The sequence below is a fragment of the Paenibacillus sp. FSL H8-0315 genome (assembly GCF_038005365.1).
In the GTDB taxonomy this organism is placed as follows: Bacteria; Bacillota; Bacilli; order Paenibacillales; family Paenibacillaceae; genus Paenibacillus_AQ; species Paenibacillus_AQ odorifer.
The window spans coordinates 6,288,925-6,315,223 of sequence record NZ_JBBOTA010000001.1 but is presented as its reverse complement, the minus strand read 5'-3'; the positions used below and the strand labels follow the sequence as shown (position 1 = coordinate 6,315,223).

At 45.0% G+C, this 26,299-nt stretch carries 24 protein-coding genes; 4 read left to right on the top strand and 20 right to left on the bottom strand.

Features of this window, described 5'->3' with window-relative positions; translation table 11 throughout:
* Positions 1-27: 27 nt before the first annotated feature.
* The 7 genes from MHB56_RS27545 to aroC all read right to left on the bottom strand — a co-directional run bounded on the left by MHB56_RS27545 (position 28) and on the right by aroC (position 4,999).
* On the bottom strand, positions 28-966 hold the full coding sequence (locus MHB56_RS27545; protein ID WP_341144238.1) for a GNAT family N-acetyltransferase: 939 nt from the start codon (positions 964-966) through the stop codon (positions 28-30).
* A gap of 122 nt (positions 967-1,088) precedes the next feature.
* Complete coding sequence (locus MHB56_RS27540) at positions 1,089-1,499, bottom strand: hypothetical protein (protein WP_341144237.1); 411 nt, start codon at positions 1,497-1,499, stop codon at positions 1,089-1,091.
* Positions 1,496-1,765: a hypothetical protein gene (locus tag MHB56_RS27535; RefSeq protein WP_341144236.1), complete on the bottom strand. Its 270-nt coding sequence runs from the start codon at positions 1,763-1,765 to the stop codon at positions 1,496-1,498. The genes MHB56_RS27540 and MHB56_RS27535 overlap by 4 nt, the downstream gene beginning before the upstream one ends.
* 156 nt (positions 1,766-1,921) lie before the next feature.
* Positions 1,922-2,419, bottom strand: a complete 498-nt coding sequence (locus MHB56_RS27530) for a hypothetical protein (RefSeq protein ID WP_341144235.1) — start codon at positions 2,417-2,419, stop codon at positions 1,922-1,924.
* A 277-nt stretch (positions 2,420-2,696) separates the two neighbouring features.
* On the bottom strand, positions 2,697-2,891 hold the full coding sequence (locus MHB56_RS27525; protein ID WP_076126143.1) for a hypothetical protein: 195 nt from the start codon (positions 2,889-2,891) through the stop codon (positions 2,697-2,699).
* Positions 2,892-2,924: 33 nt separating this feature from the next.
* Entirely contained in the window at positions 2,925-3,782 is an 858-nt protein-coding gene (locus tag MHB56_RS27520) for an NAD-dependent epimerase/dehydratase family protein (protein WP_076183766.1), read from the bottom strand.
* Between the two features lie 161 nt (positions 3,783-3,943).
* Positions 3,944-4,999, bottom strand: a complete 1,056-nt coding sequence (gene aroC / locus MHB56_RS27515; RefSeq protein ID WP_341144234.1) for a chorismate synthase — start codon at positions 4,997-4,999, stop codon at positions 3,944-3,946.
* A gap of 71 nt (positions 5,000-5,070) precedes the next feature.
* Here aroC and MHB56_RS27510 point away from each other — a divergent pair, with 71 nt between their 5' ends.
* Positions 5,071-6,003 carry a LysR family transcriptional regulator gene (locus MHB56_RS27510; RefSeq protein WP_076308077.1) on the top strand — a complete coding sequence of 311 codons (933 nt, stop codon included), beginning with the start codon at positions 5,071-5,073 and terminating at the stop codon, positions 6,001-6,003.
* Between the two features lie 806 nt (positions 6,004-6,809).
* Here MHB56_RS27510 and MHB56_RS27505 read toward each other — a convergent pair.
* The gene (locus MHB56_RS27505) at positions 6,810-7,394 is read right to left on the bottom strand and encodes a general stress protein (RefSeq protein WP_076126136.1); all 585 of its coding nucleotides are present in this window, start codon (positions 7,392-7,394) and stop codon (positions 6,810-6,812) included.
* A gap of 98 nt (positions 7,395-7,492) precedes the next feature.
* Entirely contained in the window at positions 7,493-9,985 is a 2,493-nt protein-coding gene (gene hrpB, locus MHB56_RS27500) for an ATP-dependent helicase HrpB (protein ID WP_341144233.1), read from the bottom strand.
* 139 nt (positions 9,986-10,124) lie between these two features.
* Between hrpB and MHB56_RS27495 the strand changes: the two genes are divergently transcribed.
* On the top strand, positions 10,125-10,547 hold the full coding sequence (locus MHB56_RS27495) for a GNAT family N-acetyltransferase (protein ID WP_341144232.1): 423 nt from the start codon (positions 10,125-10,127) through the stop codon (positions 10,545-10,547).
* Between the two features lie 138 nt (positions 10,548-10,685).
* Here the strand turns inward: MHB56_RS27495 and MHB56_RS27490 are convergent, their stop codons facing one another.
* The 3 genes from MHB56_RS27490 to MHB56_RS27480 all read right to left on the bottom strand — a co-directional run bounded on the left by MHB56_RS27490 (position 10,686) and on the right by MHB56_RS27480 (position 12,807).
* Positions 10,686-11,084, bottom strand: coding sequence for a DnaJ family domain-containing protein (locus tag MHB56_RS27490; RefSeq protein WP_076218040.1), 399 nt, complete (start codon positions 11,082-11,084; stop codon positions 10,686-10,688).
* A gap of 453 nt (positions 11,085-11,537) precedes the next feature.
* Complete coding sequence (locus MHB56_RS27485; RefSeq protein ID WP_248548164.1) at positions 11,538-11,687, bottom strand: hypothetical protein; 150 nt, start codon at positions 11,685-11,687, stop codon at positions 11,538-11,540.
* 976 nt (positions 11,688-12,663) lie between these two features.
* Entirely contained in the window at positions 12,664-12,807 is a 144-nt protein-coding gene (locus MHB56_RS27480) for a hypothetical protein (RefSeq protein ID WP_175619946.1), read from the bottom strand.
* Positions 12,808-13,134: 327 nt separating this feature from the next.
* Between MHB56_RS27480 and MHB56_RS27475 the strand changes: the two genes are divergently transcribed.
* Entirely contained in the window at positions 13,135-13,611 is a 477-nt protein-coding gene (locus MHB56_RS27475; RefSeq protein WP_076301879.1) for an SRPBCC family protein, read from the top strand.
* On the opposite strand, the gene MHB56_RS27470 is transcribed toward MHB56_RS27475, so the two are convergent.
* The 4 genes from MHB56_RS27470 to MHB56_RS27455 all read right to left on the bottom strand — a co-directional run bounded on the left by MHB56_RS27470 (position 13,603) and on the right by MHB56_RS27455 (position 17,996).
* Positions 13,603-14,412 (bottom strand): SDR family oxidoreductase, encoded by an 810-nt coding sequence (locus MHB56_RS27470; RefSeq protein ID WP_036686506.1) that lies wholly within the window; start codon positions 14,410-14,412, stop codon positions 13,603-13,605. The two genes, MHB56_RS27475 and MHB56_RS27470, sit on opposite strands and share 9 nt — an antisense overlap.
* 228 nt (positions 14,413-14,640) lie before the next feature.
* Positions 14,641-15,507 carry a transglutaminase family protein gene (locus MHB56_RS27465; RefSeq protein ID WP_280752817.1) on the bottom strand — a complete coding sequence of 289 codons (867 nt, stop codon included), beginning with the start codon at positions 15,505-15,507 and terminating at the stop codon, positions 14,641-14,643.
* Positions 15,504-16,457, bottom strand: a complete 954-nt coding sequence (locus MHB56_RS27460) for an alpha-E domain-containing protein (protein WP_076104260.1) — start codon at positions 16,455-16,457, stop codon at positions 15,504-15,506. The genes MHB56_RS27465 and MHB56_RS27460 overlap by 4 nt, the downstream gene beginning before the upstream one ends.
* Before the next feature lie 75 nt (positions 16,458-16,532).
* Complete coding sequence (locus tag MHB56_RS27455; RefSeq protein ID WP_280752816.1) at positions 16,533-17,996, bottom strand: circularly permuted type 2 ATP-grasp protein; 1,464 nt, start codon at positions 17,994-17,996, stop codon at positions 16,533-16,535.
* Positions 17,997-18,350: 354 nt separating this feature from the next.
* Here MHB56_RS27455 and MHB56_RS27450 point away from each other — a divergent pair, with 354 nt between their 5' ends.
* Positions 18,351-19,229, top strand: a complete 879-nt coding sequence (locus MHB56_RS27450) for a DUF1835 domain-containing protein (protein ID WP_341144231.1) — start codon at positions 18,351-18,353, stop codon at positions 19,227-19,229.
* Positions 19,230-19,353: 124 nt separating this feature from the next.
* On the opposite strand, the gene ftsY is transcribed toward MHB56_RS27450, so the two are convergent.
* The 4 genes from ftsY to fabF form a co-directional block, all read right to left on the bottom strand.
* Positions 19,354-20,361 carry a signal recognition particle-docking protein FtsY gene (ftsY, locus tag MHB56_RS27445; protein ID WP_036686498.1) on the bottom strand — a complete coding sequence of 336 codons (1,008 nt, stop codon included), beginning with the start codon at positions 20,359-20,361 and terminating at the stop codon, positions 19,354-19,356.
* Positions 20,362-20,397: 36 nt separating this feature from the next.
* Positions 20,398-23,967, bottom strand: coding sequence for a chromosome segregation protein SMC (gene smc, locus MHB56_RS27440; protein ID WP_076126122.1), 3,570 nt, complete (start codon positions 23,965-23,967; stop codon positions 20,398-20,400).
* Between the two features lie 197 nt (positions 23,968-24,164).
* On the bottom strand, positions 24,165-24,869 hold the full coding sequence (rnc, locus tag MHB56_RS27435; RefSeq protein ID WP_038570606.1) for a ribonuclease III: 705 nt from the start codon (positions 24,867-24,869) through the stop codon (positions 24,165-24,167).
* A 15-nt stretch (positions 24,870-24,884) separates the two neighbouring features.
* Complete coding sequence (gene fabF / locus MHB56_RS27430) at positions 24,885-26,120, bottom strand: beta-ketoacyl-ACP synthase II (RefSeq protein ID WP_076101782.1); 1,236 nt, start codon at positions 26,118-26,120, stop codon at positions 24,885-24,887.
* Positions 26,121-26,299: the final 179 nt, after the last annotated feature.

The window sequence follows — 26,299 nt, the reverse complement described above, 5'->3', positions numbered from 1 at the left end:
AAAAAGGCTGCCATCTGGCAGCCTTTCTTAATCGTGCATAGGAATATACATACTCTGTATCTCTTGTACTCCAGGGACAAATCCTAGATTTAAATAAACAGACTCCGCGTCATTACCTTCCATGACATATAACCTTAGGATCGGATACTTATCTTTCAGGAGATTAAGTCCTCTTTTCAACATCCGTGTAGCAATCCCTTTTCCTCTGTAAGCAGGTATTACACCAATACTGTAAACTGCTGCGTAATCATCTTGTAAACCCAAGAGACAATTCGCAATTAGCTGTCCCGATTTCTTATCATACACAAGCGTGGACGCTGTAAGTAATACTTCATTTGTATAATTTGGTTCTTCACTTGGGATAAAATCTTCATAAGAGAATTTCTTTCTCCTTGTTGCCTCAAGACTTCCATCAAAGCTCGCATAGTTACATTCGGCGATCTGCTCTTCAAGAATAAAACGTTTAGCGCCCAAACCATTATCTTCGATCTGAGGACTTTCAATCCTTAACTCTTTGTTCCATTCGACCTCAAAATAATCTGTAGGACGGTGCATCCAACGGCATCTGAACTCATCAGGCCAAAACCCTGCCCGCGCAAATAATTGAACCTGGTCTGGCAGAACCTCGAAGGTTTTTATAGGTTTTGTTCTATCCGACCAATAAATCAAAAGCTTTTTTAATAGCTTCAGCACCACAAATGTATCGTTAAACGGTGGAATAACAAATAAATGATATATCCGGTTAGGCGACATCCTTACTCCACCTATTTTAGACTCGCCTTTATAGATCCAAAAAGCGTTTCTTTGGGCAGAATTGAACCTTTCTTCTTTAAAAAAACCATTATATTGCATATTATAATAAATGGAACAATACAGTCCCCATTCTTCCGACTCTGCCTTACGAATAGAAAAATCATTATTTAAGTCATATGAAATCTCGTAATCAGACCATGCCATTAATTGCATTTACATTTCCTCCTCGCTAGTCCTATAACCTTCTGTATTCCATAGTATCACTTCTTAAAGTAAATGTTTGGTAATAAACTGTTATATTAGTCTTTTGCCGATTTAAAGCAAATGCTTTTCTTTTATCTTAGAAACGGCTTTACCCGGTTTTTAACCTCAAACTTTTGATAAGCTTGACGGACCATCAGCATACGCGCGAGTGTGATTTGTTCGTATTCCCGGGCAACATTAGGTTTATCATTTGCACTAATATGCCTTTTCGTTAGCCATTCATCACCGCTACTTAACAGTCCTTGCGAGAACTGAATTCGAATATATGCGGCTTCCAGCAATCTTTCCCAGCGAGGAGAATGATATTGCTTAAGTTCCGCAATAGCTGTCTGCAAAACCTCCGCTGCATCTTCCACATACCCCATTGCTTTTAACATTTTAGCTTGCAAAATAATCCCTGGCACCCACATGCTTCGAGGAATTACACATGACAAGCGCTTTGTCCAGTTGGACGTTTGCATCTTTAAGATGATTCCGTTCATAGAAAAGATCCGCCAAAAATACAAAACCATGTCCTTGTAACGTTTACTATAGATGCAAATCTCTCTGTGCCTTCCCTGTTTTGGTCCAATAGCTCAACGAACGTATCCACGTCCCCCTGATAAAATGCAACCGAAGCACGATACAGATCCAACCGCATTTGAATTAGGGCTTGCTCTTTTTCCGGAATAATAAATTCCTCTTCCATGAAAAGTTCAACCTTTTGTAAGAAGCGTTTGGCATCATCTGATCGTCCAGCGACAGCCATCGAACCCGCTTGAAAATAAAACAAATCAGGGTGCACAATCTATTTTTGATCGGCAACTTATCTAATAAATCTAGCAATGAAGATTCATCGCCATCTTTGATAATTGAATTGAAAGGCCTATCCATACATGATGCAGAAAACGTATAATCCTCTGCCTCAAAAGCATGCTGGATAGCTTCCAAGACCAGCCCTTCCTGAAAAAGAGCGGAAGGCAAGAATCAAACCCGCTACCCATCCATCTGTTTTTTGCTCGAACAAAAATAACTCTTCTTGTGTAAGATGCTCGCTCAAGGATTGAGATTGCAGCTCATCTTTTTCGTCAAATGTAAACCTCAGATCATCGTTACTTAATTCTAGAAGTTCCTGTTGTGCTCTTAGGCGGGATAAGGCGAGTGGCAGGAGGGTTCTACTCAATATTACAAGCTTCACATTAGCCGGAAGATGTCCGATGAAAAAGCCCATACTTTCATGAATCGATTGATTCGTAATCGCATGATAATCATCCATTATAAGTGTAATAGAGCCTGGAAGAGAATGCAGATCGTTTAATAAAAGAGGAATCGCAGTTTCTACTGAACCGTCACGAACAGACTGGATAAACAAATCCAAGCGATTTAAAAAGGGGCGAAAGATTCTCTCAATTGCAGCATGCAAATTTAACCAGAATCGTACAAGATGGTTATCTGCAAGCTATGCAACCTCATCGGAATGAGTACGAGCCCATTCGGCCGCAAGTGTCGTTTTTCCAAACCCAGCTGAGGCGGCAATAAGCGTCACTTTGGCACGATTTTCATCCATGAGTTTAGACATTAATCTTATGCGCTGAACATAATAAGGAGCCTGTTTTAACCATCTATTAAGTAGTAACATAACATTCTAGCTTTCTGACATCCAATCTCAAAAAAAAGACCGCCAATGGGCAGCCTTTTTTCTAATATATTCTTGAGCATAACCAAAAAGCTGAACCCACTGCGATAATGCCTGCCATAGATACAAACAGGACATACCCTTTCTTTGTTCTAGTAACGGTGTGTTTATCATAAAACTCTGGTTTTCGAACGATTCCAAACCATAGATCAGCAATTAAATTCACGACTACTAAAGAAAAATTCTTTAATTTACTCATGTCATCTCTCCTTCTACATGTTTGGATTCATCTTTAACCTTTCAAGCTCTGAGCAAAACCTGACCTCCATGACGGGTATGATGGACTCCATCCGTAATCCATTCGAGCTTTTGTATTGGACGCTCCCCGTTCCCAGCCTTCTCTGCCCATATGCAAAGGAGGTCTAGGAGCTCCCAAGATTTCAGAAAAAACAGGCACCCAATCTATTCCTCGCGCAGGTTCATTGTCCACAATATTAACTGGACCAGAAGGCCAGTTCAGAGCAAGCGCCGCCGCGTTAGCTGCATCCTCCACATGAAGGAATGACGTAACCGCTTCTGTTGCAGTCAGTCTCCCTTGTCGAATTTCTTCTGTCATTAATCCCGCAGCATCATACCAAGTCCCTTGGCCGTACAACATTCCGTACCGCAAAATCACATGATTAGGAATTTCTGCAACTGCCTTTTCAAGTGAGCGGATACCCTCAATGGTTCTCATCCGGGATTCAGAAGCATTAGTATCTAATGGAGTATTCTCCGTGGCAGGTCCCTCACCAGCTTCATAAGCCCAAGAGATACTTTGGGCAATAATCTGTTTAACCCCGCTTGTCAGTGAAGCATCGACAATATTTCGTGTTCCTTCTATTCTTATCTTTGAATTATCTGCAAAATTCCGCTGACTTAATGAAGTCAGCTGATGAATTACCACTTCAGGTTGGGCTGCTTGAATAGCCGCAAATATAGACTCACGCTCATACACATCCGCGATTACCGCTTGTGCCCCTAAGCTCTCAAGGATTGTTTTGTTTTCTTCTTTATGGGTCAGACCGATAACCTCATGCCCCGCTTGTAGTAACTTAGGAAGCAATGACCGTCCAATCACACCAGCAGCACCTGCAACAAAGATTCTCATCTATTCCCTCCTTTTCGCTGTACTGTATCTTATGGCATAGCTAGAGACAAAGCATAATTTGAATGATTATCCATATGATACCACATATGCAAAAAAGACTGCACCTCACAGTCTATTGCTAAGAGGTGCAGTCTTTGATTTGTTTCATTTTATAAAGTGTTTCATCCAAAAATAGCAGCTTGTCTTTTATAAAGATCTTCCAATACTAAGCAAGCCATTGCTTCAACAACCGGGACGATTCTCGGACAGATACATGGATCATGTCTGCCCTCCGTTTTAATCTCAACTTCTTCACCATTCGTGTTTATGGTCTGTTGAGTAACAGAAATCGAGGATGTAGGCTTTACACTTATTCGAAAAATAATCTCTTCTCCTGTACTGATTCCGCCTATAATTCCACCGGAATGGTTACTAAGAAATCCATCCTTATTCATCGCGTCATTATGTTCACTTCCAAGCATAGAGGCCGCTTCGAATCCAGCTCCAAACTCTATTCCTTTTACAGCACCAATAGATAACATCGCTTTAGCTAACTCTGCATCCAATTTATCAAATACGGGTTCTCCAAGACCCGGAATAACCCCTCTAATCCGACACTCCACGATACCTCCGCAGCTGTCTCCAATCGAAGCTAAGTGTTCAATTTTTTTAATCATTTCAGCTCCAGCCTTAGCATCACAGGCGCGGACTGCATTTTGTTCAATAACATCTTCATCAAAGGTTTGACACTTAATCCCTCCGACCTCTTGCGTGTAGGCTAGTACCCCAACCCCTCTTCTTTCGAGCAGTTTCCGAGCGATCGCTCCGCCAGCTACTCTTGCCGCTGTTTCCCTGCCTGATGCCCGTCCACTGCCTCTATGATCGCGAATTCCGTATTTCTGCAAAAAAGTATAATCCGCATGGCCGGGTCTAAATGAATGCTGAATATCGTTATAGGCCTCCGGTTTCATATCTTTGTTGTACAGAACTACAAAGAGTGGAGTTCCGGTTGTTTTCCCTTCGAATATTCCTGATTGTATTTGCACCACATCATATTCCTTACGCGGTGAAGTTACAGAGGACTGGCCTGGTTTCCTTCTATCCATCTGTTTCTGAATATATGCTTCATCAATTTCAACATTAGGTGTAACTCCATCCACTATGACCCCAACCGCTGCACCATGTGACTCTCCAAAGGTAGTAATCTTAAATACTTCTCCAAATGTGTTACCTGCCATAATATTCAAACCTCCATTGCCGACTCTTTTATTATTTATATATCCAAATTATAATAAGATTGTTGCAATTAATGAAATCACATTTTCAACAGACTGTCATAGAGGTGATCTATATCAAATTCTTTAACCTTGAATGGTATCGTATTTTTTTATATACGGCTCGTTACAAAAATCTAACAAAGGCTGCAAATGAATTGCATATTACACAGCCATCCGTAAGTTATGCCATTAAACAAATGGAGGATTCTTTAGGCCTCAAATTATTTCATCGTTTATCTAAAGGTGTAGAGCTAACCGAGGAAGGACGGGCGTTATTGGAATATGTTGAGCCCTCTTTAGTCATGCTGGATTCTGCACAAAAGCATCTTCATAATCTAAAGCAATTAAACGAGGGAGAAGTTCGGATTGGAGCGAGTGATTCCCTTATAAAAAATCTTTTGCTTCCGCAATTGAACGCATTCCACAAACAATATCCCGGCATACGAATTCGGCTATCACACGGAAAAACGCATGAGATCACCAAACGTTTGAAAGAAGGCGAAATAGACTGTGCGCTCGTCCATATGCCTATTGACGATCCACAATTAAGTATTCAGACGCTTGCCACCCTTGAGGATTGTTTTGTAGTGGGACGAGCCTTTCAGGAACTGGCAAACCGTTCGCTTACGGCAAAAGAACTTGCAGAGTTACCTTTTATTTTATTATCCCCAGAAAGCAGCACCAGACTGTTTGTTGATCATTGGTTTGCTGGTAAGGGATTGTCCGTTAAACCAGATATAGAGCTGGGCAGCATCGATTTACTCTCTGAATTCGCAAGACTTGGTTACGGGGTAGCCTTTATTAGCCGTTCTTTTGTAATTGAGGAGATTCAAAAAGGAGAACTTTTCGAGTTGCAATTAGATGATCCCCCTCCACCCCGGAATATAGGCTTCGCAATCCATCGCGATATGAGGTTATCCGTGGCAGCTGATTCTTTCATCCGCATGCTTCGTATCCTTGATTAAGATCGTGCAAGGTAGCAGCATATAAGGACACTGCGGAACGAGGCATGTGCTTAGAAACCATAAGGGCGCTGCGATACGGGGGGATTTCTTAGCAAAAAACCGGGGGCGTATGCTCAGTAGGATAAGGACACAGAGTCCGGGTGCGCTTACGTAGCAATATAAGGACATAGTGGAACGATGCACGTATGTAATAGCAAAAGGACTCTAGGGAACGGTGCATGTACGTCAGCGGAACGATGCCCCTCCAACAAAGGTCACAGTGATCGGGTACGCATAGATAGCAGTACAAAGACAGCACGTGCGTAGTAGTATTAAGGACACTGCGTAACAGCATAAGGACACTGCGTAACGGGGCACGTTCAGAGTTGCAATCCGATGCGAATACTCTGTAGCATAAGGACACGTGACCGGGTGCGCTTACGTAGCAATACAAGGACAGCACGTGCGTAGCAGCATAAGGACACTCCGAAACGATCAAGTACGTAGTAGCAAAGGACACAGCGGACCTTAAACGCAATATTATCCGATATTTGGAGCCCTATCGGACCCCATTGCAGCTATTGGCATAAAAAACAGCAAATATGAGCCTCATTCTATAGAATAGCGTCCATGGAGTCCGAAATCCTGCTGCAAAGAGCAAAAATTAGCCAATAGCGTCATCTGGGTCCGTCCCCCTCAGAAGAAGATGAGCAAAGGGTGATTAAGGGAGGCGCGATGGACTAAAAATACAAAGGAGCGATTCTCCATTAATCGGAGAATCGCTCCTTGTAACCTTTTACCGCTTAAAAAGCAGGTTATGATAATGTTTATATTTTATCACGGTTGTAGACTTCAGCCGTCCGATCCGCTCTGTTAGCCATCGAATTTCCTAGTCTAGTGTCTTCGTTATAGACGCCTTCGTAACGCTGAGTATTCAGCGAACGGTTACCGCGGAACACATCATGTGCTTGATAGCCGCGTCCATTATCATCGACTAGTACAAGGATTTTGCCGCTTTCCACATAACCTTCGTACTCTTTAGCCTCATCCTCAGGAATACCGAGTCCGATCAAGCCGCCGACTAATCCACCTGCGCCTGCACCAACTGCTGCACCTGTAAGGGTTGCAACTATAGGCCCTGCCGCCAGAATCGGTCCAATCCCCGGAATCGCCAATGCTCCGATCCCTGCTAATAGTCCGGCAACGCCGCCAACTACACCACCTGTAGCAGCGCCTGTTGCTACTCCTTCTGGAGCTTTTGTGCCTGTATCCTCTGAGATGTTTCTAAGCTCATCACGATCACGTGTGATTACTGATATTTCATCATTATTAAATCCTTGATTGTGAAGTCCTTCAATTGCTCTGGTTGCTTCTTGTTCTGTGTCGAAAATACCTACGATTTTTTTAGTCACTTGAAGCCCTCCTTAGTAATTGTCTTCGCTAGTAATTACCCTTTAAACGGGAGACCAAACATCTAAGGAAAAATTTCAAGAGCATATGTAACCATAAATTATTTTACAGGACGTGTACGATTAGTCGGAATAGCCTGTAATGGGTCATCTGGCCAATAGTGCTTCGGGTACCGTCCCTTCAGATCTTTTTTGACCTCAAAATAGGTCCCCCGCCAAAAACTTGCTAGATCAGAGGTTACCTGCACAGGTCGTCTAGCTGGTGACAAAAGATGCAGCAATACTGGCAATTTTCCCCCTCCAATTCGAGGTGTGTCCAGCTGTCCAAACATCTCTTGCAATCTTACTGCCAATACCGGGGCAGCAGGATTAGTATAATCTACAGGCACACGCGAGCCACTAGGAACAGATATATGTGTAGGTGCCTCCTTTTCCAGCATCTGCCGCTGATTCCAGTCTAACATCCCCTCAAGCGCTCGCGCTAACGGTACACGCTGAAGGTCGCGGAGGTTCCTCATACCTTGCAGATATGGCAAAAGCCATTCATCCAAAGTAGCAATTAAAGCAACATCTGATACATCCGGCCAATCTGAACGTAAGGTATGCATAAACATCAAACGTTCGCGAAGCTGTATGGTTCCCTTCTCCCACGGTAGGATTTCAATGCCATCTGTAGCAATGACACTTAATAGTACATTTGCCATTTCTTCCGCGGAGGGTCTTTCATGTGAAGTTTCTTTTAAGACCAACGCGCCGAGCATTGTGCGACGACGTTTCTTCACACTTCCACTTTCTTTATCCCAATACACATCCGCTTCCTCGGTGATGCGGTCTGCATGATAGGAAAGCAGTTGTCCTTCTTCTATCTCAGCTGCCAGCATAATTGCGCCCTGTGTAGCGCGATCATCGATCGAAGCAGCTACGATATAAGATGACCGGGCCAGCGGTTGCCCTTCCCGCATGGCCGCCCCCCGACCGGAGGAGAGCAGAAACGCGCCATCGCCGCGTTTCTGCCCGATCCGGTCGGGATAGGCGAACGACAGAAGCAGCCCGCAGCGGCTGATGTCGTTCACGTTCTCGCCCGGCGCGGCTTGCAGCTGCGCCAGGAAATGGCGGCTCTCGCGCTGCACAGCGCGCAGAGCCGCCGAGTCCGCTCCGCCGCTATCAGCGGAGCGCTCGAACCGGAGCAGCGCCTCAACGCGGAGCGTGAGGTCGCAATCTAGGGCCGCGGGACCCTTGAAAAGGTCCCGCTCTTGCAGCAGCGCCGCCAGCCGGCAGGCGAGCGGTGCTGCGCCAAGCTCTGCCGCGCGCAGCAGCATATGCGCGGCTCGCGGGTGCGTGCCAAGCGCGGCCATGCTGTGGCCGTGCGGCGTAATGGCGCCGCCGACGTCCAGCGCGCCGAGCTGGCGCAGCAGCGCGGTGCCCTGCGCAAAAGGCGCTGCGGGCGGCGCGTCAAGCCAAGATAGCGCGGCAGGATCGCGCACGCCCCACAGCGCCAGCTCCAAAGCGAGCTGCGCAAGGTCCGTCTGCATAATCTCCGGCACATTGTCATCCGGAAGTCGATTATGCTCCTCCTGACTCCACAGCCTGTAGCACACGCCAGGGGCTGTTCGTCCGGCACGTCCCCGCCGTTGATCCGCGGAGGCTTTCGATACCGGGACTGTCGTCAGACTTGGCATTCCTGTGCGTGGTGAGAATACCTGTGTACGGCGCTGCCCTGTGTCAATTACCGTTCGCACGCCTTCAATCGTTAGACTTGTCTCAGCGATAGAAGTCGCGAGCACTACTTTTCGTTCACCTTGAACAGATGCAGCCACAGCTGCATCTTGGATATTTTGTGGCAGCTGGCCATATAAAGGGCGAATTACCGTCTGCTCTGCCAAGCTTCCATTTTCCAACTCACTTTGAGTTCTGCGTATTTCTCTTTCCCCCGGTAAAAAGACGAGAATATCTCCGGGTTGTTCAACAAGCGCACGTCTCACAGCAGCTGCAGCAGTTTTTTCCAGTGGAAGATTCCCAGTAGTTGGCACATAGATTGTTTCTACAGGATAGGTTCTGCCCGGACAATTTACTACGGGCGCATCGCCTAGTAAAGCAGACACCCGCTCACTGTCCAAGGTAGCTGACATGATAAGAATCCTTAGATCCTCCCGCAGCACAGCCTGTGCTTCCAGTGTAAGGGCAAGTCCCAAATCCGCATGAAGACTGCGCTCATGGAACTCATCAAAAATAACTAAACCCACATCACCCAAAGAAGGATCGCTTTGCAGCATTCTCGTTAATACTCCTTCAGTGACTACAACAATCCGCGTATTTTTGCCTACTTTAGTGTCATTCCGCATCCGATAACCTACCGTCTGTCCAACACTTTCTCCAAGGCAGGATGCCATGTAAGTGGCGGCAGATCTAGCAGCAAGCCTTCTAGGCTCTAACATTAAAATGCTTTTACCCGCCATCCAGGGCTCGTCCAAAAACGCCGGAGGCGTTCCTGTTGTTTTGCCTGCACCCGGTTCAGCGATAAGTACTGCTGCCTGCGCAGTGTTAAGTATGTTTTTCAGGTCAGGAAGCACCTGTATAATCGGAAGTTGTTTCATTCTATCTCTCCATCGTCTATAATCATATGTTATAATTTCCCTTGAAGTTATCTTAGATCATCTTCATCATGTGTGAAAAAACCTTAAAGATCAAGACTTACCATCCATACCCTCTATAATATTAATAAGGAGACTTACTATGATATTCGTAACAAAAGCTACAATTTCAGATCTACCCATGCTCACCAAAATAGACAGCAAGATCATTGGCAATGAAAGCCGCAAATCGAAGATTGAAAAATATATCAAGCATGAGCAGTGTTACGTAGCATCGCATAATGGAACGTTTGTAGGATTTGCTTGCTGCGATACCACCTTTTTCGAATGTTGTTTTATTCAGCTGGTCATTGTGGATCCTGAGTACAGACGCCTAGGCATAGCCAAAACACTCCTTAGCTACATCGAGGAACAATGCCCCACCCCCAAGCTTTTCACCTCCACCAATGAATCCAATACGATCATGCAGCAACTATGTCTTTCTCAAGGGTTTGTTAAAAGCGGAGTCATTGAGAATTTAGATGATGGCGATCCGGAATGGGTATATTTTAAACAAATTAAATGAGTATACATGTTTAGTTACACATAACAAGCAAAAAGGCAGCTCTTCTGTCTAAAACGACCAAGAGATGCCTTTTTATTTTACACTATTTATTCTGATGTCCAAATGACTGTAGGCATTTAGGCAGTAACGTAACCAGCGTTATTCCTCTTCCTTTATCATCTGTTCGTGTATTTGAGCACTGTATTGCATAAAAGCAGGGTTACTATCCAAGCCGCGTTCACGTAATAACTCCTGTAGACGCAGTCTTTTCATAGACAGTTTTGACCGCAAAGCCTTGCCCTCACTGGTTTCTGCACTTCCGCTATTATGACACGCCGCTAGCAATCCTTCCAACGTAACACATTCAGCTCGCAGAGAGATTTCCTCAGGCACCAGTCCGGAGTTCTTCATGATTTTAAAAGACATCCGCAATTCTTCCGGCACACCCGATAAATCCTCGAGCTCCAGCGGCTTGCCATGCCCAGGTAAATCTCGAAATTCCCCGTTACGCATAGACTCCTGAATCCGCTGCTCAGCTAACCAAGACATCATCCCCATATACGCAGCCTCCTTCACCAATGCCACACTATTAACTACCCTGCCTAAGCAAAAGTAGATTTTACGGAATTGCGTTAATTTTAGCATAAAAGACTTAGGATTTGCATCAAGGTGCCGGAATGCTTTCTCAGATATTTCCTATGCTGTTAACTATAGGGATGGCGAGCTATTTACTCAAATGCCCCTTGCCCTCCTCGCACAGTTGAATAGCTCAGACTCTGTAACTATCGTACACAATGCATATTCTAAGCCCATAACCGCAATGTCAGCATACACTGGCCACCGTGAAACGTTTGGAACCAGGAGCTCTTGCTTGTATACTACATCCTTTATTACACATTCATTACCTCTTCGTCGCCATAGATCGTTCGGACCCAGCAGCCCTTATTTCACTAATTTAGTCCATTTCGCTGTACTATCGGACACAGTTGCAGCTATTCGCTCAAACACGCCCTACTTTTGTTCAAAATCACAGCAATAAGCGCTATGCGGTCCGATATGTTCAAAATACAAACCAAAAACACCAAAAAGCTGCAATACAGTCCGATCCATTAGCGAATCCAGGTCTCCGCAAACCGATCGAACCCAGTAGCTCTTGCTCATATACTACATCCTTTGTACCTTCATTACCTCTTCGTCGCCATAGATCATTCGGACCCAGCAGCCCTTATTTCGCTAATTTAGTCCTTTTCGCTGTACTATCGGACTCAGTTGCAGCTATTCGCCCAAACTCACCCTACTTTTGTTCAAAATCACAGCAATAAGCGCTATACGGTCCGATACTTCTAATAAACACACCAAAAACTCCAAATAGCTGCAATACAGTCCGCAACGCCGATGCATCCTCGCTACCATGTAACGTTCGGACTCAGATGACCTTATTTCACAAATTCAGGCTTATTCCCTCTGCTATCGGACTCAGTTGCACCTATTCGCTCAAATACGCCCTACTTTTGTTCAAAATCGCAGCAATAAGTGCTATGCGGTCCGATACTTCTAATAAACACACCAAAAACTCCAAATAGCTGCAATACAGTCCGCAACGCCGATGCATCCTCGCCACCATATAACGTTCGGACTCAGATGACTTTATTTCACAAATTCAGGCTTATTCCCTCTGCTATCGGACTCAGTTGCACCTATTCGCTCAAACACACCCTACTTTTGTTCAAAATCGTGGCAATAAGCGCTATGCGGTCCGATACTTCTAATAACACACCAAAAACACCAAATAGCTGCAGTACAGTCCGCAACGCCGATGCATCCTCGCTACCATATAACGTTCGGACTCAGATGACCTTATTTCACAAATTCAGGCTTATTCTCTCTGCTATCGGACTCAGTTGCACCTATTCGCTCAAATACGCCCTACTTTTGTTCAAAATCGCGGCAATAAGCGCTATGCGGTCCGATACTTCTAATAAACACACCAAAAACGCCAAATAGCTGCAATACAGTCCGCAACGCCGATGCATCCTCGCTACCATGTAACGTTCGGACTCAGATGACCTTATTTCATTAATTCAGGCTTATTCTCTCTGCTATCGGACACAGTTGCAGCTATTCACTCAAACATGCCCTACTTTTCTTTAAAATCGCAGCAATAAGCGCTATGCGGTCCGATACTTCTAATAAACACATCAAAAACGCCAATTAGCTGCAATACAGTCCGCAACGCCGATGCATCCTCGCCACCGTAGATGCTACTGTTTACTTCCGCCATTCATCATTCACTTAATCCCTCTCTTCACTCCCTTTTCCCCGTCATGCGTACTTATCACCTTCATCACTCCATTTTCACCCTCATCACGCACTTATCCCTATCTTCAATCCCTTTTCCCCGCCAACACTATCTCCGCGCCGTACGCAAATCGAGCTCGTGGACTTGCTTATGACCTTATTTCTCCCGCTATTTTATTGCCCTCTATTCCCTATAGGTTACGCTTCAAGCCGGATCGTGCAATTAACACAGGCGATTGCTATACTCTTTCTAATGATCCTCAACTCAATAAAAAAAGGACTACCGCAGTAGTCCAAAGGAGAAATATAAATGTTAGCTAACATCCAAAAAGAAGATCAACATTATGTCGCTCGTTTCGAACGCCAGTTAAAGCATTCCGCAACTGAGATTTGGTCCTATTTGACCGAAAATGAGAAGCTTGCCTTATGGTTCTCTGAATTAAAAATCGAGGACCTGCGTGAAGGCGGACTTATAAAGTTTGATATGCAAAACGGAACGTTTGTTGATATGGAAATTACCGTGCTGCAGCATCAATCTATTTTTGAGTTTACATGGGCTGAAGATCTTGTTCGTTTTGAGTTATACCCTAATTCAGAAGGCTGTTTACTCGTCTTGAACGAAACACTACAAACGCTTACCCCGCATACACCACGAGATCTCGCTGGCTGGCATGTTTGTCTAGAAGTGATCCAGCATCTTTTGGAAGGCACGACGCTGGAGTCACGGAAAGACGAATGGAATAAATGGTACGAGCAATACCGGGAAGCGATCTCGAAATTAGGATAACAAGGACTCCGCGCCGTCAATCACGATTTGCGCACCTGTAATATGGATAGATTCATCCGAAGCCAGAAAAGCAACGAGATCAGCGACATTATCCGGCTTGCCCGGTCCATCCGCCAAGGGTTGCGCTCCATCAGGAAATTCAATCGGAATGACGATTGCTTCTACATCCTCGCTCATTTCAGTGGTTTCATCTATATTCGTAGCAATAGCCCCAGGGCAGATCACATTCACACGAATCTTAAACTTAGCAAGCTCGAGAGCTGCCATTTTGGCAAAAGCCACCTGTCCAGCTTTGGTAGTGCTATAAGTAGACCACCCAAAGCTGGCAAATCTAGTGTTCCCATTAATGGAACTAGTAATAATAATACTGCCCTTCCCTTTATCTTTCAGATGAGGAATAGTATATTTCAGAGTCAAAAAAGTCCCCGTCAAGTTCACCGACATCGTACGCTCCCAGTCGCTCAAGCTTAGTTCTTCTATCGGGCCCACAGCGCCATTAATTCCCGCGTTAGCGAATACTACATCCACACCTCCGAATTGTTCCACCGTACAACGTACGGCTTCCTCCATCTTTTTCTCATCCGAAGTATCTACCTCTATGGCCAGCGCACAATCTTTTCGAAGCTTATTAAGCTTTTCTGCCAAGGAAGAGGTTCTTTCAAGATTTAAATCGAACAATGCTACATTTGCACCTTCCCGCGCCAGCTTAATAGCGGTAGCACGGCCAATTCCCGAGCCCGCTCCGGTTATAATCGCTGTTTTTCCAATAAATCTTTGTTTCTTAGATATGTTTGGGCTCATATGTAATCTCTCCTCTAATGTCTGTAAGATAAGTACTATGGATCAAGATTACCCAAATAAACCTGTAATGGAATCATCTCGTTCATAAATCTTCAGAATTTAGGCACGCCGCACAAAAAAATCTCCCCATTCAATAAGATGAGCGGAGAGTTTGTTTCGAATATTTAGAGTATTTAAAATATTTTGATTGTTTCGATGTTCGATGTTCGATGTTTCAATTATTTCAGTTCAGTTGTCCAGCTTGCGTACGTCCACTTTTACAGTCAGTGTGCCTGCTCCACCGCGATATACCCCTTTTACAGGTACTATATCTTTATAATCCCGTCCATGACCCAGCTTGATATAACGCCAGTTCACTTCAACATTATTCGTCGGATCAAAACCAAGCCAGCCCGTACCCGGAATATGGGTCTCCACCCAAGCATGTGAAGCCTGCTCGAAATTAGCATTGCTGCTCTGTAGATCACCGACAAAATGATATCCACTAACATATCTTGAAGGCAGACCCACACTGCGGCAGACAGCGATCATGAGATGAGCATAATCCTGACAGACCCCCCGCTTGAGTTTGAGGGCTTTTTTTACCGTTGTATTTACGCTTGTTGCCTCAGGATCATAGGTGAACTGTTCATAAATCGTCGAAGATAACCTCAGAATCCATTGATACATATCTTCAGCTTCACTAAAAGGGTACTGAGAGGCGAACTCCACTAATTCAGGAGTCACCTCGGTATAACGGGTCGGCAAAATAAACTCAATATAACGGTTCTGAAACTTTTCATCATTTAATAGTTTAACTTGCTCTTCAAGGCTGGTTCGCGGAAGATCGGTACCCTGGGCTTTATCAAGCGTTACTACAGTAGCTTTAGTATGAATGACCATTTCCGTATGTGGTTTATTAACTGAATAGGCATGCACCCGATTACCAAAAAAATCCTCATACGTTAATAGATTAGCTGCTGGATATACTTCAACCTCATGGTGATAACAGGATTGCCGATAGTTGGTGCGTGGGGTAAGCCTGATTTCATTGACACTGTCCGTAACCGGCTCTGGATAACTGTATGTGGTGGTGTGATTGATTTGAATCTTCATACAGATACTCCTTCTCGCCGAAAAAAGGCGCCCTCCATCGTTTTGCCCAGTCTCTGGCAAGATATTACGAGTGATTGCAGCACATCTTCCACCAGTTCACCGGACATTTCCTCTTTCTCCATATAATCCAGCTCTGCCTTCAGCTTTCCTGCTTGACGGATGACCTTCTCATGACCTGAGCCTTTTTCTGAGGAATCTAATTCAAGCCTAGCTAAATGCTCTTCCAGCTGGTGAAAAGAAAAGCGGATCGAACGTGGAAATTTGGGATTTGCGATCAAAAAATCTAAAATGCTCTCCGGTGACATAGCATCTGCATAATAACGGCGAAACGCCTGATAACCACTTACCGATTTCAGCACAGCCTGTAACTGAATATAAATTGCATTAAGCTCTTTAAAACGGCAAGAGGCAATAACTGCCTGCAAAATACGCGTCGTATTCTCTGCACGTTCCAGAAAACGGCCGCTCTCTATAAAATGCCATTCATTTCCCCTAAGCATTACGGATTGTTCTGCTCCTAGAAACATAGCTGCACGTTCCTTCACCTGCTGGTAGAAATGATGTGGGCCACTCATAATATCAGCGACTGACCGCTCACCAAGCCATAGATTAAAACTGTTGACGATATCCCATAACTCACTTGGAAGATGCTGGCGCAGTGTTCGAAGATTATTTCTAGCATGATGTACGCAAGAGAATAATGAATTCGAATTGCCTAAATCAAGTGTAATAAAGGATAACACGTCCTGTTCAGAAAAGGTTTCGAACTGCTGCAAATATTCACTTCGAACTCCTAATGCATCGATAAGCCTCGACCATTTATGTCCTTCTTCTTGAAAATCCTCTTCCTGCTGGATATGATAATGTACATTGATTAGCCGCGCATGATTCTCTGCCCTTTCAATATATCGGCCGATCCAGAATAAAGCCTCCGCATTTCGATTCAGCATCTTTAGCCACTCCTTTATCCTCCAAATTGATGCTGCATATTTTTGATTCACAATCAAGGCTTACAAGATAATAGATCAAGCCATAACCCAAGTATCCTTTACGCCACCGCCTTGCGAGGAATTCACAACTAGTGAACCTTCTTTCATAGCCACTCGTGTTAATCCACCAGGTATGACATGTGGTTTCCGGTCTGCGCCCATTAATACAAAAGCCCGAAGGTCGATATGCCGGGGTGCCATAGTGCCTCCCGACAATACGGGTGCTCTGGACAAGGACATAATTGGCTGTGCCACATAACGGTCCGAATCGGCAATAATTTTCATTCGGAACTCCGCTAATTCTTCTTTGGTCGCCTCACTTCCGATCAACATCCCATATCCTCCGGATAATGAGGTTTCTTTAACAACCATTTCGGATAGGTTCTCAAGAACATACAGGCGTTCATCAGGTCTGGACAACAAATACGTCGGCACATTACCAAGGATCGGCTCTTCATTCAGATAATAACGAATCATATCCGGTACATAGACATACATCGCTTTATCATCTGCAACACCGGTTCCCGGAGCATTAGCAATCGCTATGTTACCTGCCCTATATGCATTCATAAGTCCTGCCACACCCAGTAAAGAATCAGGTTGAAAGGCTAGCGGATCAATGTAATCATCATCCAACCGACGATACAGCACATCCACGCGACGCAGTCCGTTCATTTCTTTCAAATATATTTTGTGATCCTTTGTTACCAAATCTCGTCCTTCGACCAAATGTATACCCATCTGCTGTGCCAAAAAAGCATGTTCATAATATGCAGAATTGTACTCTCCAGGCGTTAGGAGTGCTATAACCGGATCTGACCTTCTTGAAGGAGATAGACTACGAAGCACGGATAAGAAGCGATTTAAGCTATGATCTACATCTCGGATGGAGCTGGCAAAGGACAATTCAGGAAACAATTGATTCATAAGTGTTCTGCCTTTAAAAAGATAGGAAAAGCCGGAGGGTGTTCGCAGGTTGTCTTCAAGTACATAATAATGCCCATCGTGGTGGCGGATCAGATCGATTCCTGAGGTGGTGATATAAGCTCCACCGGGCACTCGCAGACCTGACATTTCTGGCCGGAAATAACAGTTGGAAATAATCATACGCCTAGGGACGATGCCATCTTTAACAATGTATTGCTCATGGTAAATGTCATGAATGAATAAATTCAAAGCTGTGATACGCTGAATAATTCCAGCTTCTAGCCTCTCCCACTCATTCTTAGGGATAATACGTGGAATCATATCGAAGGGGATCGTTCGCTCCATAGGATGATCTTGAGCCGGGTTGTAAAGCGTAAAGGTAATTCCTTCTTCCATCATCCTACGCTGCATTAAATTTTGCTTCCCTTGCAGCTCTTCGGAGCTCATTCCGGAAAACATGCGATTCACATGTCTGTAGTGCGGCCGGACATTCCTCTTATCAGCATACATTTCATCGAAAAAATGCTGTAATGGATACGGAGACAGACCTGGCAGAGGATCTAATTTGGACATGAGCCCGACTCCTTTCGATAGATGTAATCTTTATTAACAACTTATACTTCCATTTCAGAAAACACCCATGAAAATATTGGTTTATATTCTCATAATACGTAAATCCACTTGTTCATGTCAACATATATAACAGAGAAATGTGATTCCGGAGATATTTGTATTTTTTGGAATCGCTTCCTTTCTCTCTTATATAGGTTGCCGGAGAAGAAATGTAGATTCATCATTGAATTGTATGCAGGAAGTGTGACAAGCATTACTGTTATGAATTTTTCATATAATGTATTTTTTATATAGTTGCCTGAGGATGTGGATTCATTGAGTATGGTATAATTTGTTGCGATGGGAGAGTGACCTATGGAGCACAAATATACTATGTCAATTGAGCAGGAAGAGACTAGGCGGAATCACATTTATCTGTTATTTGGCCTGTCTGAAGCGGGATCAATGAAGGTAGCCCTTAGTCATCTGGGTTGTCGTCATTTAATACGAGTACTTTCATTTAATGAGACGTTCTCTGCTGGACCGTTGCGTGGATTACATAATAATGAAGGCTATCATACCCGTGAGTTATGGTTTCAGGAACGATTTCCGGATCAGGGTTATCATTTAAATCCCCAGCATAAACTGGCAGCCATGATTCAGACCTTAAAAGAAATTCCCGAGGACAAAAAAATCACTATTTGGTGCGGAGATAACTCCCATGATCAGACAGGTTTACGATTTGCACTTTCTATTCTTAGTGAGAGGACGCAACCTATTCATGTTATTGATTCAGTCAAGGCTTATAGGGAGATTGCCGCTTCATTTGAAATCGGCTTATATCCCAGAGCACTTAGTCAGCTCCCAAATGAAGCTCTGCAAAAAATTATAAAAATTACCGAAAACACATCCCCTATCACCTCCGCTCAAAGAAAACAGTATGAACTAGAATGGCAAAAAATCAGCAACACCGAGGATATGCTTAGAGTTTGGGCTGATGGCCAGCTTATGAATGTTCCCGAGAGTTACTATGACGAAGAAATTCTTTCTTTAATTTTGCAATTTCAACAGTATGAGGATCGAGATGGCTACGTAAATGCAGGTCTAGTTGTAGGCACAATTATAGGGCAATGGAATTTGTATATCAGTACCTCATTCATAGAATATCGCTTCTGGAGGCTAATTAGTGAGGGAAAGCTGTTATTTAAAGGGATCCCTTACGCGATGCATTTATACTTTCTAAAAGTCGCTTAGCAGTTGCTACAAAATGACGGACAAACCCTTTATAAAAAAGAAAAGGAATGCCCTCCTAACTAAATATAGCTTCGAGGGCATTCCTTGTAAATATGACTTCTTTATGTTTATATTGTGCTGTTGACTACACTTGCTCTTCCGATTCTTCTGACTCTTCTTCCTCGGCAATTAATCCGGCAAAAAGAGCATGTACGAACTGCTGCGAATCAAATGGCTGCAAGTCTTCCATTTTTTCTCCAAGACCTACAAACTTCACCGGCAAATTCATTTCCTGACGAATCGCTACAACGATTCCGCCTTTAGCCGTACCGTCCAGCTTCGTCAAGACCAAGCCAGTGACGCCACTCTTTTCACCAAATAACTTGGCTTGTGTAAGTGCATTTTGACCTGTCGTAGCATCTAGCACCATCAGTACCTCATGTGGAGCACTTGGGATTTCTCTTTGAATGACGCGGAAGATTTTGTTGAGCTCTTCCATCAGATTGCTTTTATTCTGCAGTCTGCCAGCAGTATCGCAGATTAAGATATCCACGTTGCGTTGCTTTGCCGCTTGGACCGCATCGTACATTACAGCCGCCGGGTCAGAGCCTGCTTGTTGTTTAATGACATCTACACCTGCGCGTTGGCCCCAAACCTCAAGCTGCTCAATCGCTCCGGCACGGAACGTATCTCCTGCAGCCAAAAGAACTTTTTTACCTTCTTGTTTGTAACGATGAGCCAGCTTGCCGATGGTAGTCGTCTTGCCCACGCCATTGACCCCAACGAACAAAATAACCGTAATTCCATTCGGATTTTCCTTCAGGCTGTTATCATCATCTCCACGCAGCAGCTCCATAAGCTTACGGGACAAAATCGGCTTCAGCTCGGCAGCATCTTCAATCCGATTTTGCTTCACTTCGGCACGCAAATCCTCGACAAGGGTCATAACAGTGTTTACACCCACGTCTGCACCAATCAAAATCTCTTCCAGCTCTTCGTAGAACTCTTCATCTATCTTTTTGCGGCGGATGATAAGGTCGGAGACCTTCTCTACAAAACCTTTACGGGTTTTCTCTAATCCGTCGCGGAATTGTTTCGTTACACTTTCCGTTTTGCCGGAAATGCTTTCTTTTAATTTTCTAAAAAAGCTCATTTGGTTCCTCCTAAAAGTTTCTCTTCTTTGATGAATTTAAGCAATCTCAGCTTCTTCATCCTCTAAACGTACTGAGACGAGCTTGGAGACACCGCCCTCTTCCATCGTTACTCCGTATAACACGTCCGCCTCTTCCATCGTTCCTTTGCGGTGCGTAACGACGATGAACTGAGTTTGTTCAGAGAACTCGCGTAAATACTGTGCAAAACGAACAACGTTCGCTTCATCGAGCGCAGCCTCGACCTCATCCAATACGCAGAACGGAACTGGCTTCACTTGCAAAATAGCAAACAATAACGCCATCGCAGTTAGAGCGCGTTCACCGCCTGATAAAAGCTGCAGATTTTGCAATTTTTTACCCGGTGGTTGGGCTACGATATCTATACCTGTTTCCAGCATATGTTCCGGATCCAGAAGCATGAGATCCGCTCGCCCGCCGCCGAACAGCTTTGAGAACACGGTCCCGAACTGTTTGCGGATCGCATCAAAGGTCTGTTTGAAACGTTTGGACATTTCATCTTCCATCTCGCGGATTACTTGATACAAGGTAGTCTTAGCTTCGACTAGATCATCTTTTTGTCCACTGAGGAACGTATACCGTTCATGGACCCGCTGATATTCTTCGATCGCCCCTAAGTTAACCTCTCCTAGCGCAGAAATACTGCGCTTCAAACGCTGTACATCGGCTTGTGCGGCAGGTACATCTTCAGGCACTGGATATCTCTGTTTTGCTAATTCATAACTTAGCTCGTAGTCATCACTCAGCTTGCGGAGAATATTATCCAGCTCCACATCGAGTCGACCGACAGAAACTTCAGTGGCACGCAGCTTGTCCTCGACTACTTTAAGGGCCTGACGTTGATCTTTAGTCTTGCCTTCCTCAAGTTCCAGCTTACGGGTTAACGCTGTACGCTCAGCACGCGCAAAATCCAAAGTTCCAGTCGTCTCTTCCTTCTTCAAGCGGTAACTGTTCAAATCTTCCTTCTGCTTCACAGCTTCCAAAGCATTGTTAGCCAGATCCTGTTCAATCGTATGTAACAGATTTCGATTCTGGCGCAGCTCCTTGTCCTGTGAACCCACATCTTGTCTTAGGCGACGTAACTGCTCCTCCAGGGAGAATATCTCCTGATCGAGCTTGCCTTCCGAGACTTTCATACTGGTCAACTTGCCTTGCAGCTCTTCCTTAGCTGATTCATTCGCTTTACGCGCTGATTCAGCGTTACGGATACCCTCATGGGCTTCCTTTTCTTCCTTTTCAAGGCGTTCAAGCTCAGCAGTGGCTTGCTTCCGCGTCTCTTCAAGCGCACGTACTTCATTCTCAAAGCCGCTGCGTTCCGCACCTGTGCTCTCCACTTGCTCCTGCACATGCCGAAGCTCATGCTCGAGCTGCTTCAAATCACCGGAGACTCTTTGCTCTTCCAGTCTTTTCTCATCGCCATCACGGCGCAGGTCCTCCAGCTTCACGCTAGCGTTCTCCTGCTCCTCACGAAGTCTGGCAATGCCTTGCTTCAGCTTCACTATTTGACGTTCGCTTTCTTCAATCTCACTGCTTAATTGATCCAGCTGACGTTTACGGCTAAGCAAGCTATTATTCTTCTTATGCTGGCTACCCCCGGTCATCGAACCGCCGGCATTAACTACATCGCCTTCCAGGGTAACTACCCGATAACGATATTGACATCTAGCGGCGATACGGTTCGCTTGCTCCAAGCTCTCCGCAATAACCACATTGCCGAGCAAACTGCCAATAATGCTAGTATATTTATCATCGTAACCAACAAGTTCGGAACCAATTCCAACAAATCCGTCAGCATCACCCACCATACCACGGTCACTGCCAGAAATCTGGCGCGGCCGGATAACATCTAGCGGAAGAAAGGTAGCTCGTCCCAGCTGACGTTGCTTTAGAAATGATATCGCTTGGCGGGACACAGTCTCATTATCCATGACCACATGCTGAAGTGATGCGCCTAGAGCAGTCTCAATCGCCATTTCCAGCTTCTCCGGAACAGAGATCAGCTCCGCAACCGCACCATGCACACCGTTGAGCTGTCCTTTGCGCGCACCCTTGAGCACTTCTTTAACCCCAAGCATGAAGCCGTCGAAATCATCCTGCATCTCTTTCATGGTCTCATGACGAGAGACTTGCGCTTCCCGCTTCTGTTCCCATTTCCGAAGACCGGACTGTGTTTCTTCGATCAGCTTCTGACGTTTACTGAGCTGCTCACTTTCAGTGATATAAGCCCCGCGAAGATTGCTAAGCTCCTTCCCCAGCTGGGCAATCTTGTCCTTCAGCCCTTTCTGGTTGGCAGACAACTCTTCATGCCGGGCTGTCCATTTGCCGCTTTCTTCTTCACTGCGGCTCATACGACGTTCCAGATTCTCCTTTTGCTGATCCGCGTAACGAATTTCGTTACGTGCATTCGCCATAAGGTTCATTAGCTCCAAAAGAGCACTTTTGAGCTTTTCTTCCTGGCTCTGGCTAATCCCGTCTGCCACACCTTCAAGCCTTGTCTCTTCATCTTCGATCTGTTTCCGAAGATCCACAAGCTTAAGCCGCGATTGTTCAAGCTTAAGCTCCAGATCCACGACTTCACGCTGACGATCTGCAGAACGCTCGCCAACCGAACCTAACGTGAGCATTAACTGCTCACGATTACTTTCCAGATTGCGCTTGCGTTCCCTCAGCACTTCACCGTAACCTTCACTCTTCTCAAATGCTTCGCTATAACGCAGCAATTGCTCTTGCTGCTTCTCGATCTGTGCTTCGATTGTGCGCAATTCAGAGCGCCCGCTCTCCAGCTTGGCATCATGAGCCGAAACCACAGTAGACAGCTCCAGCTGCTCGTCCTTCAACGTTTCAAGCTTAGCGTTACCTTCCTGCCAAGCGGTATGAATGCCTTCAATCTGGTGTACGTATACTGAAATTTCCTGATGTTTTAATTGTTCGCGAAGTTCCTTAAAGCGGATAGCTTTCTCGGACTGATCCTTAAGTGGCCCAATCTGATCCTCAAGCTCACTGATCAAATCATGAATACGAAGCAGGTTCTGCTCGGTATCATCCAGCTTTCGACTTGCGTCTTTCTTGCGCGATTTATATTTTACAATACCTGATGCTTCTTCAAAGATGCCTCGCCGATCTTCGGAACGAGTACTTAGAATTTCTTCAATCCTACCCTGCCCGATAATCGAATACGCTTCGCGTCCGATACCGGTATCCATAAACAGCTCTGTGATATCCTTCAGACGGCAGGACTGCTTATTAATTAAATATTCACTATCTCCACTGCGGTGGACTCTCCGAGTCACTGTAACTTCGCTGAAATCCAGCGGAAGTGTGTGATCTTCATTATCAAGCGTAAGTGATACTTCGCCATAATTCACGGCTTTACGCGCATCACTTCCAGCAAAAATGATATCCTCCATCTTGCCGCCACGCAGTGATTTAGCACTCTGTTCGCCGAGTACCCAGCGTATGCCGTCAGAAATATTGCTTTTGCCGCTTCCGTTCGGGCCAACTACAGCCGTTATACCGCGCACAAACTCCATTTCTGTTTTGTCGGCAAATGATTTAAAACCAGCTAATTCTATCCGTTTCAAAAACATACTTGCCAATCACCTCTGACCCATTATACCATAGCGTTTGTACCCTAAAAAACCATTAAGATGTACCTTATCCTTTGTAACGCGGAACATATAAGTTCTTATATTGTCGAAAAAGAGCAGCAACGGTCTGAGCTCCGCCTAAACGCCGGTATTCAGACCTTTGCTGCTCTCCTCCGCTTGTCCCCTTGATGCAAAACTCAGGCACCGTCCTCTTTCAGATGCAAAAGTGCTGCTGCTGCAGCCTGCTGCTCTGCTTCCTTCTTGGACCGGCCGCTTCCTTTACCAAGTGAACGGTTAGCCATATACACCTCTGAGACGAATTCACGCTCATGTGCAGGTCCCCGTTCTTCTATAATTCGATATTCCAATGTACCCATATTGTGCTGCTGAATTAGCTCTTGCAGTTCCGTCTTATAATCGGTCATCTGCATTTGCAATTTCCCATCCGTCTCCACGAGAGGAAATACGTGATTATCAAGAAAACTCCGCACTGTTTCCAGTCCTTGGTCGAGATAAAGCGCTCCCACGAAGGATTCGAATACATCAGCCAGCAGGGCCGGGCGAGTACGTCCGCCCGTAAGTTCTTCCCCTTTGCCCAATAGTACATAACGGCCAAAACCTAAACTCTCCGCAAACTTGACCAGTGAAGGCTCGCATACAATAGCGGCCCGCAGCTTGGTCAACTCTCCCTCAGGTCGGTCTGGCAATAGATTGTACAAATATTCAGAAACCGTTAACTCCAGAACTGCATCCCCAAGAAATTCGAGACGCTCATTGTCCTGATGCTGATTGAAACGGTGTTCATTCACATAGGATGCATGGGTAAAGGCCTGCTTCAGAAGCACAGAATCGTGAAATTGGATTTGAAGTTGCTGTTGTAACTGCTTCAGTTCTCCTTTCACCGCACTGTCCCCTTACTAATTATATTTTTTTAGAATAACTGTTGCGTTATGTCCCCCGAAGCCGAACGAATTCGACATTACAATATCAAGATCAGCTTTACGTGGCACATTTGGTACATAATCCAGATCACATTCCGGGTCTTGGTTGTCCAAATTAATCGTTGGCGCAATCATCCCTTTTTGCAAAGAAAGGCCACAGATAATAGCTTCTACTCCACCAGCAGCACCCAGAAGGTGACCTGTCATGGATTTCGTCGAACTAATTGCCACTTTATAGGCATGGTCACCCAATGCTTTTTTAACAGCAGCAGTTTCTGATCTATCTCCTACAGGCGTTGAAGTACCATGAGCATTGATGTAATCAATATCTTCAGGAGAGATACCAGCATCCCGGATTGCCATCTTCATGCAGCGAGCTGCACCATCTGGATCAGGCTCAGTCATATGATGAGCATCTGCGCTTAGACCATAACCGATAACCTCAGCATAGATCTTCGCTCCACGTTTCTCAGCATGTTCGAGTGATTCCAGAATAAGAATCCCGGCACCTTCACCCATAACAAAACCATCGCGATCCACATCAAACGGACGACTTGCCTTCTCAGGCTCATCATTGCGAGTGGACATTGCTCTCATAGCACAAAAACCAGCCATACCTGTTGGACGAATGGTCGCTTCGGAACCACCGCAGATCATTGCATCTGCGTCTCCACGTTGAATCAAGCGGAAGGATTCCCCAATGGAGTGACTTCCTGTAGCACAAGCAGTTACTGTCGTCGTATTAGGACCCTTTGCACCAAGGTTAATGGACAACTGCCCAGAACCCATGTTAGCAATCATCATCGGAATGAAGAACGGACTAACCCGCTTCGGTCCTTTTTCAAGCAACAAGTTATGATTGTCTTCCCAAGTTCCAAGACCACCAATACCTGATCCTACAGATACACCTATTCTTTCGGCATCAATATCTTCACCGATCTTAAGTCCGCTATCTCGCAATGCGTCCTCACCGGCAGCCACTGCAAATTGTACAAAACGGTCCATTTTGCGGGCTTCCTTACGACCAAAAAGTGCCTCTGGATCGAAATCTTTAACAGAGGATGCTATTTGCGTAGTATACTCACTGACATCAAAGGTCTCAACCTGTGATACACCGGATTTGCCGCTCATAAGATTATCCCAGAACGTCTCCAAATCTTTGCCCAATGATGTAACTACGCCCATCCCGGTAACAACCACTCTATGACTCAAACACAATCACCCCATCTATAGGTTGTATACATTATATTCAGAACTTATATACTTTCTGTTGCTACTATATGAACAGCGATAACCGCATCATTAACCATCCTGCGGTTCTGTTATATCCCTTATATAGTTGCTCAAGGCAACCTTTGATTCATTTTTAATGCTCTATAAATGAGGAGAAG

Bases quoted from the DNA above. Each gene is read 5' to 3' on its own strand.
- MHB56_RS27545 (WP_341144238.1), bottom strand. From the start codon at position 966: ATGCAATTAATGGCATGGTCTGATTACGAGATTTCATATGACTTAAAT.
- MHB56_RS27540 (WP_341144237.1), bottom strand. From the start codon at position 1,499: ATGAACGGAATCATCTTAAAGATGCAAACGTCCAACTGGACAAAGCGC.
- MHB56_RS27535 (WP_341144236.1), bottom strand. From the start codon at position 1,765: ATGGCTGTCGCTGGACGATCAGATGATGCCAAACGCTTCTTACAAAAG.
- MHB56_RS27525 (WP_076126143.1), bottom strand. From the start codon at position 2,891: ATGAGTAAATTAAAGAATTTTTCTTTAGTAGTCGTGAATTTAATTGCT.
- MHB56_RS27520 (WP_076183766.1), bottom strand. From the start codon at position 3,782: ATGAGAATCTTTGTTGCAGGTGCTGCTGGTGTGATTGGACGGTCATTG.
- aroC (WP_341144234.1), bottom strand. From the start codon at position 4,999: ATGGCAGGTAACACATTTGGAGAAGTATTTAAGATTACTACCTTTGGA.
- MHB56_RS27510 (WP_076308077.1), top strand. From the start codon at position 5,071: ATGAAATCACATTTTCAACAGACTGTCATAGAGGTGATCTATATCAAA.
- hrpB (WP_341144233.1), bottom strand. From the start codon at position 9,985: ATGAAACAACTTCCGATTATACAGGTGCTTCCTGACCTGAAAAACATA.
- MHB56_RS27495 (WP_341144232.1), top strand. From the start codon at position 10,125: ATGATATTCGTAACAAAAGCTACAATTTCAGATCTACCCATGCTCACC.
- MHB56_RS27490 (WP_076218040.1), bottom strand. From the start codon at position 11,084: ATGGGGATGATGTCTTGGTTAGCTGAGCAGCGGATTCAGGAGTCTATG.
- MHB56_RS27485 (WP_248548164.1), bottom strand. From the start codon at position 11,687: ATGAGCAAGAGCTACTGGGTTCGATCGGTTTGCGGAGACCTGGATTCG.
- MHB56_RS27480 (WP_175619946.1), bottom strand. From the start codon at position 12,807: ATGGCGGAAGTAAACAGTAGCATCTACGGTGGCGAGGATGCATCGGCG.
- MHB56_RS27475 (WP_076301879.1), top strand. From the start codon at position 13,135: ATGTTAGCTAACATCCAAAAAGAAGATCAACATTATGTCGCTCGTTTC.
- MHB56_RS27470 (WP_036686506.1), bottom strand. From the start codon at position 14,412: ATGAGCCCAAACATATCTAAGAAACAAAGATTTATTGGAAAAACAGCG.
- MHB56_RS27465 (WP_280752817.1), bottom strand. From the start codon at position 15,507: ATGAAGATTCAAATCAATCACACCACCACATACAGTTATCCAGAGCCG.
- MHB56_RS27460 (WP_076104260.1), bottom strand. From the start codon at position 16,457: ATGCTGAATCGAAATGCGGAGGCTTTATTCTGGATCGGCCGATATATT.
- MHB56_RS27455 (WP_280752816.1), bottom strand. From the start codon at position 17,996: ATGTCCAAATTAGATCCTCTGCCAGGTCTGTCTCCGTATCCATTACAG.
- MHB56_RS27450 (WP_341144231.1), top strand. From the start codon at position 18,351: ATGGAGCACAAATATACTATGTCAATTGAGCAGGAAGAGACTAGGCGG.
- ftsY (WP_036686498.1), bottom strand. From the start codon at position 20,361: ATGAGCTTTTTTAGAAAATTAAAAGAAAGCATTTCCGGCAAAACGGAA.
- smc (WP_076126122.1), bottom strand. From the start codon at position 23,967: ATGTTTTTGAAACGGATAGAATTAGCTGGTTTTAAATCATTTGCCGAC.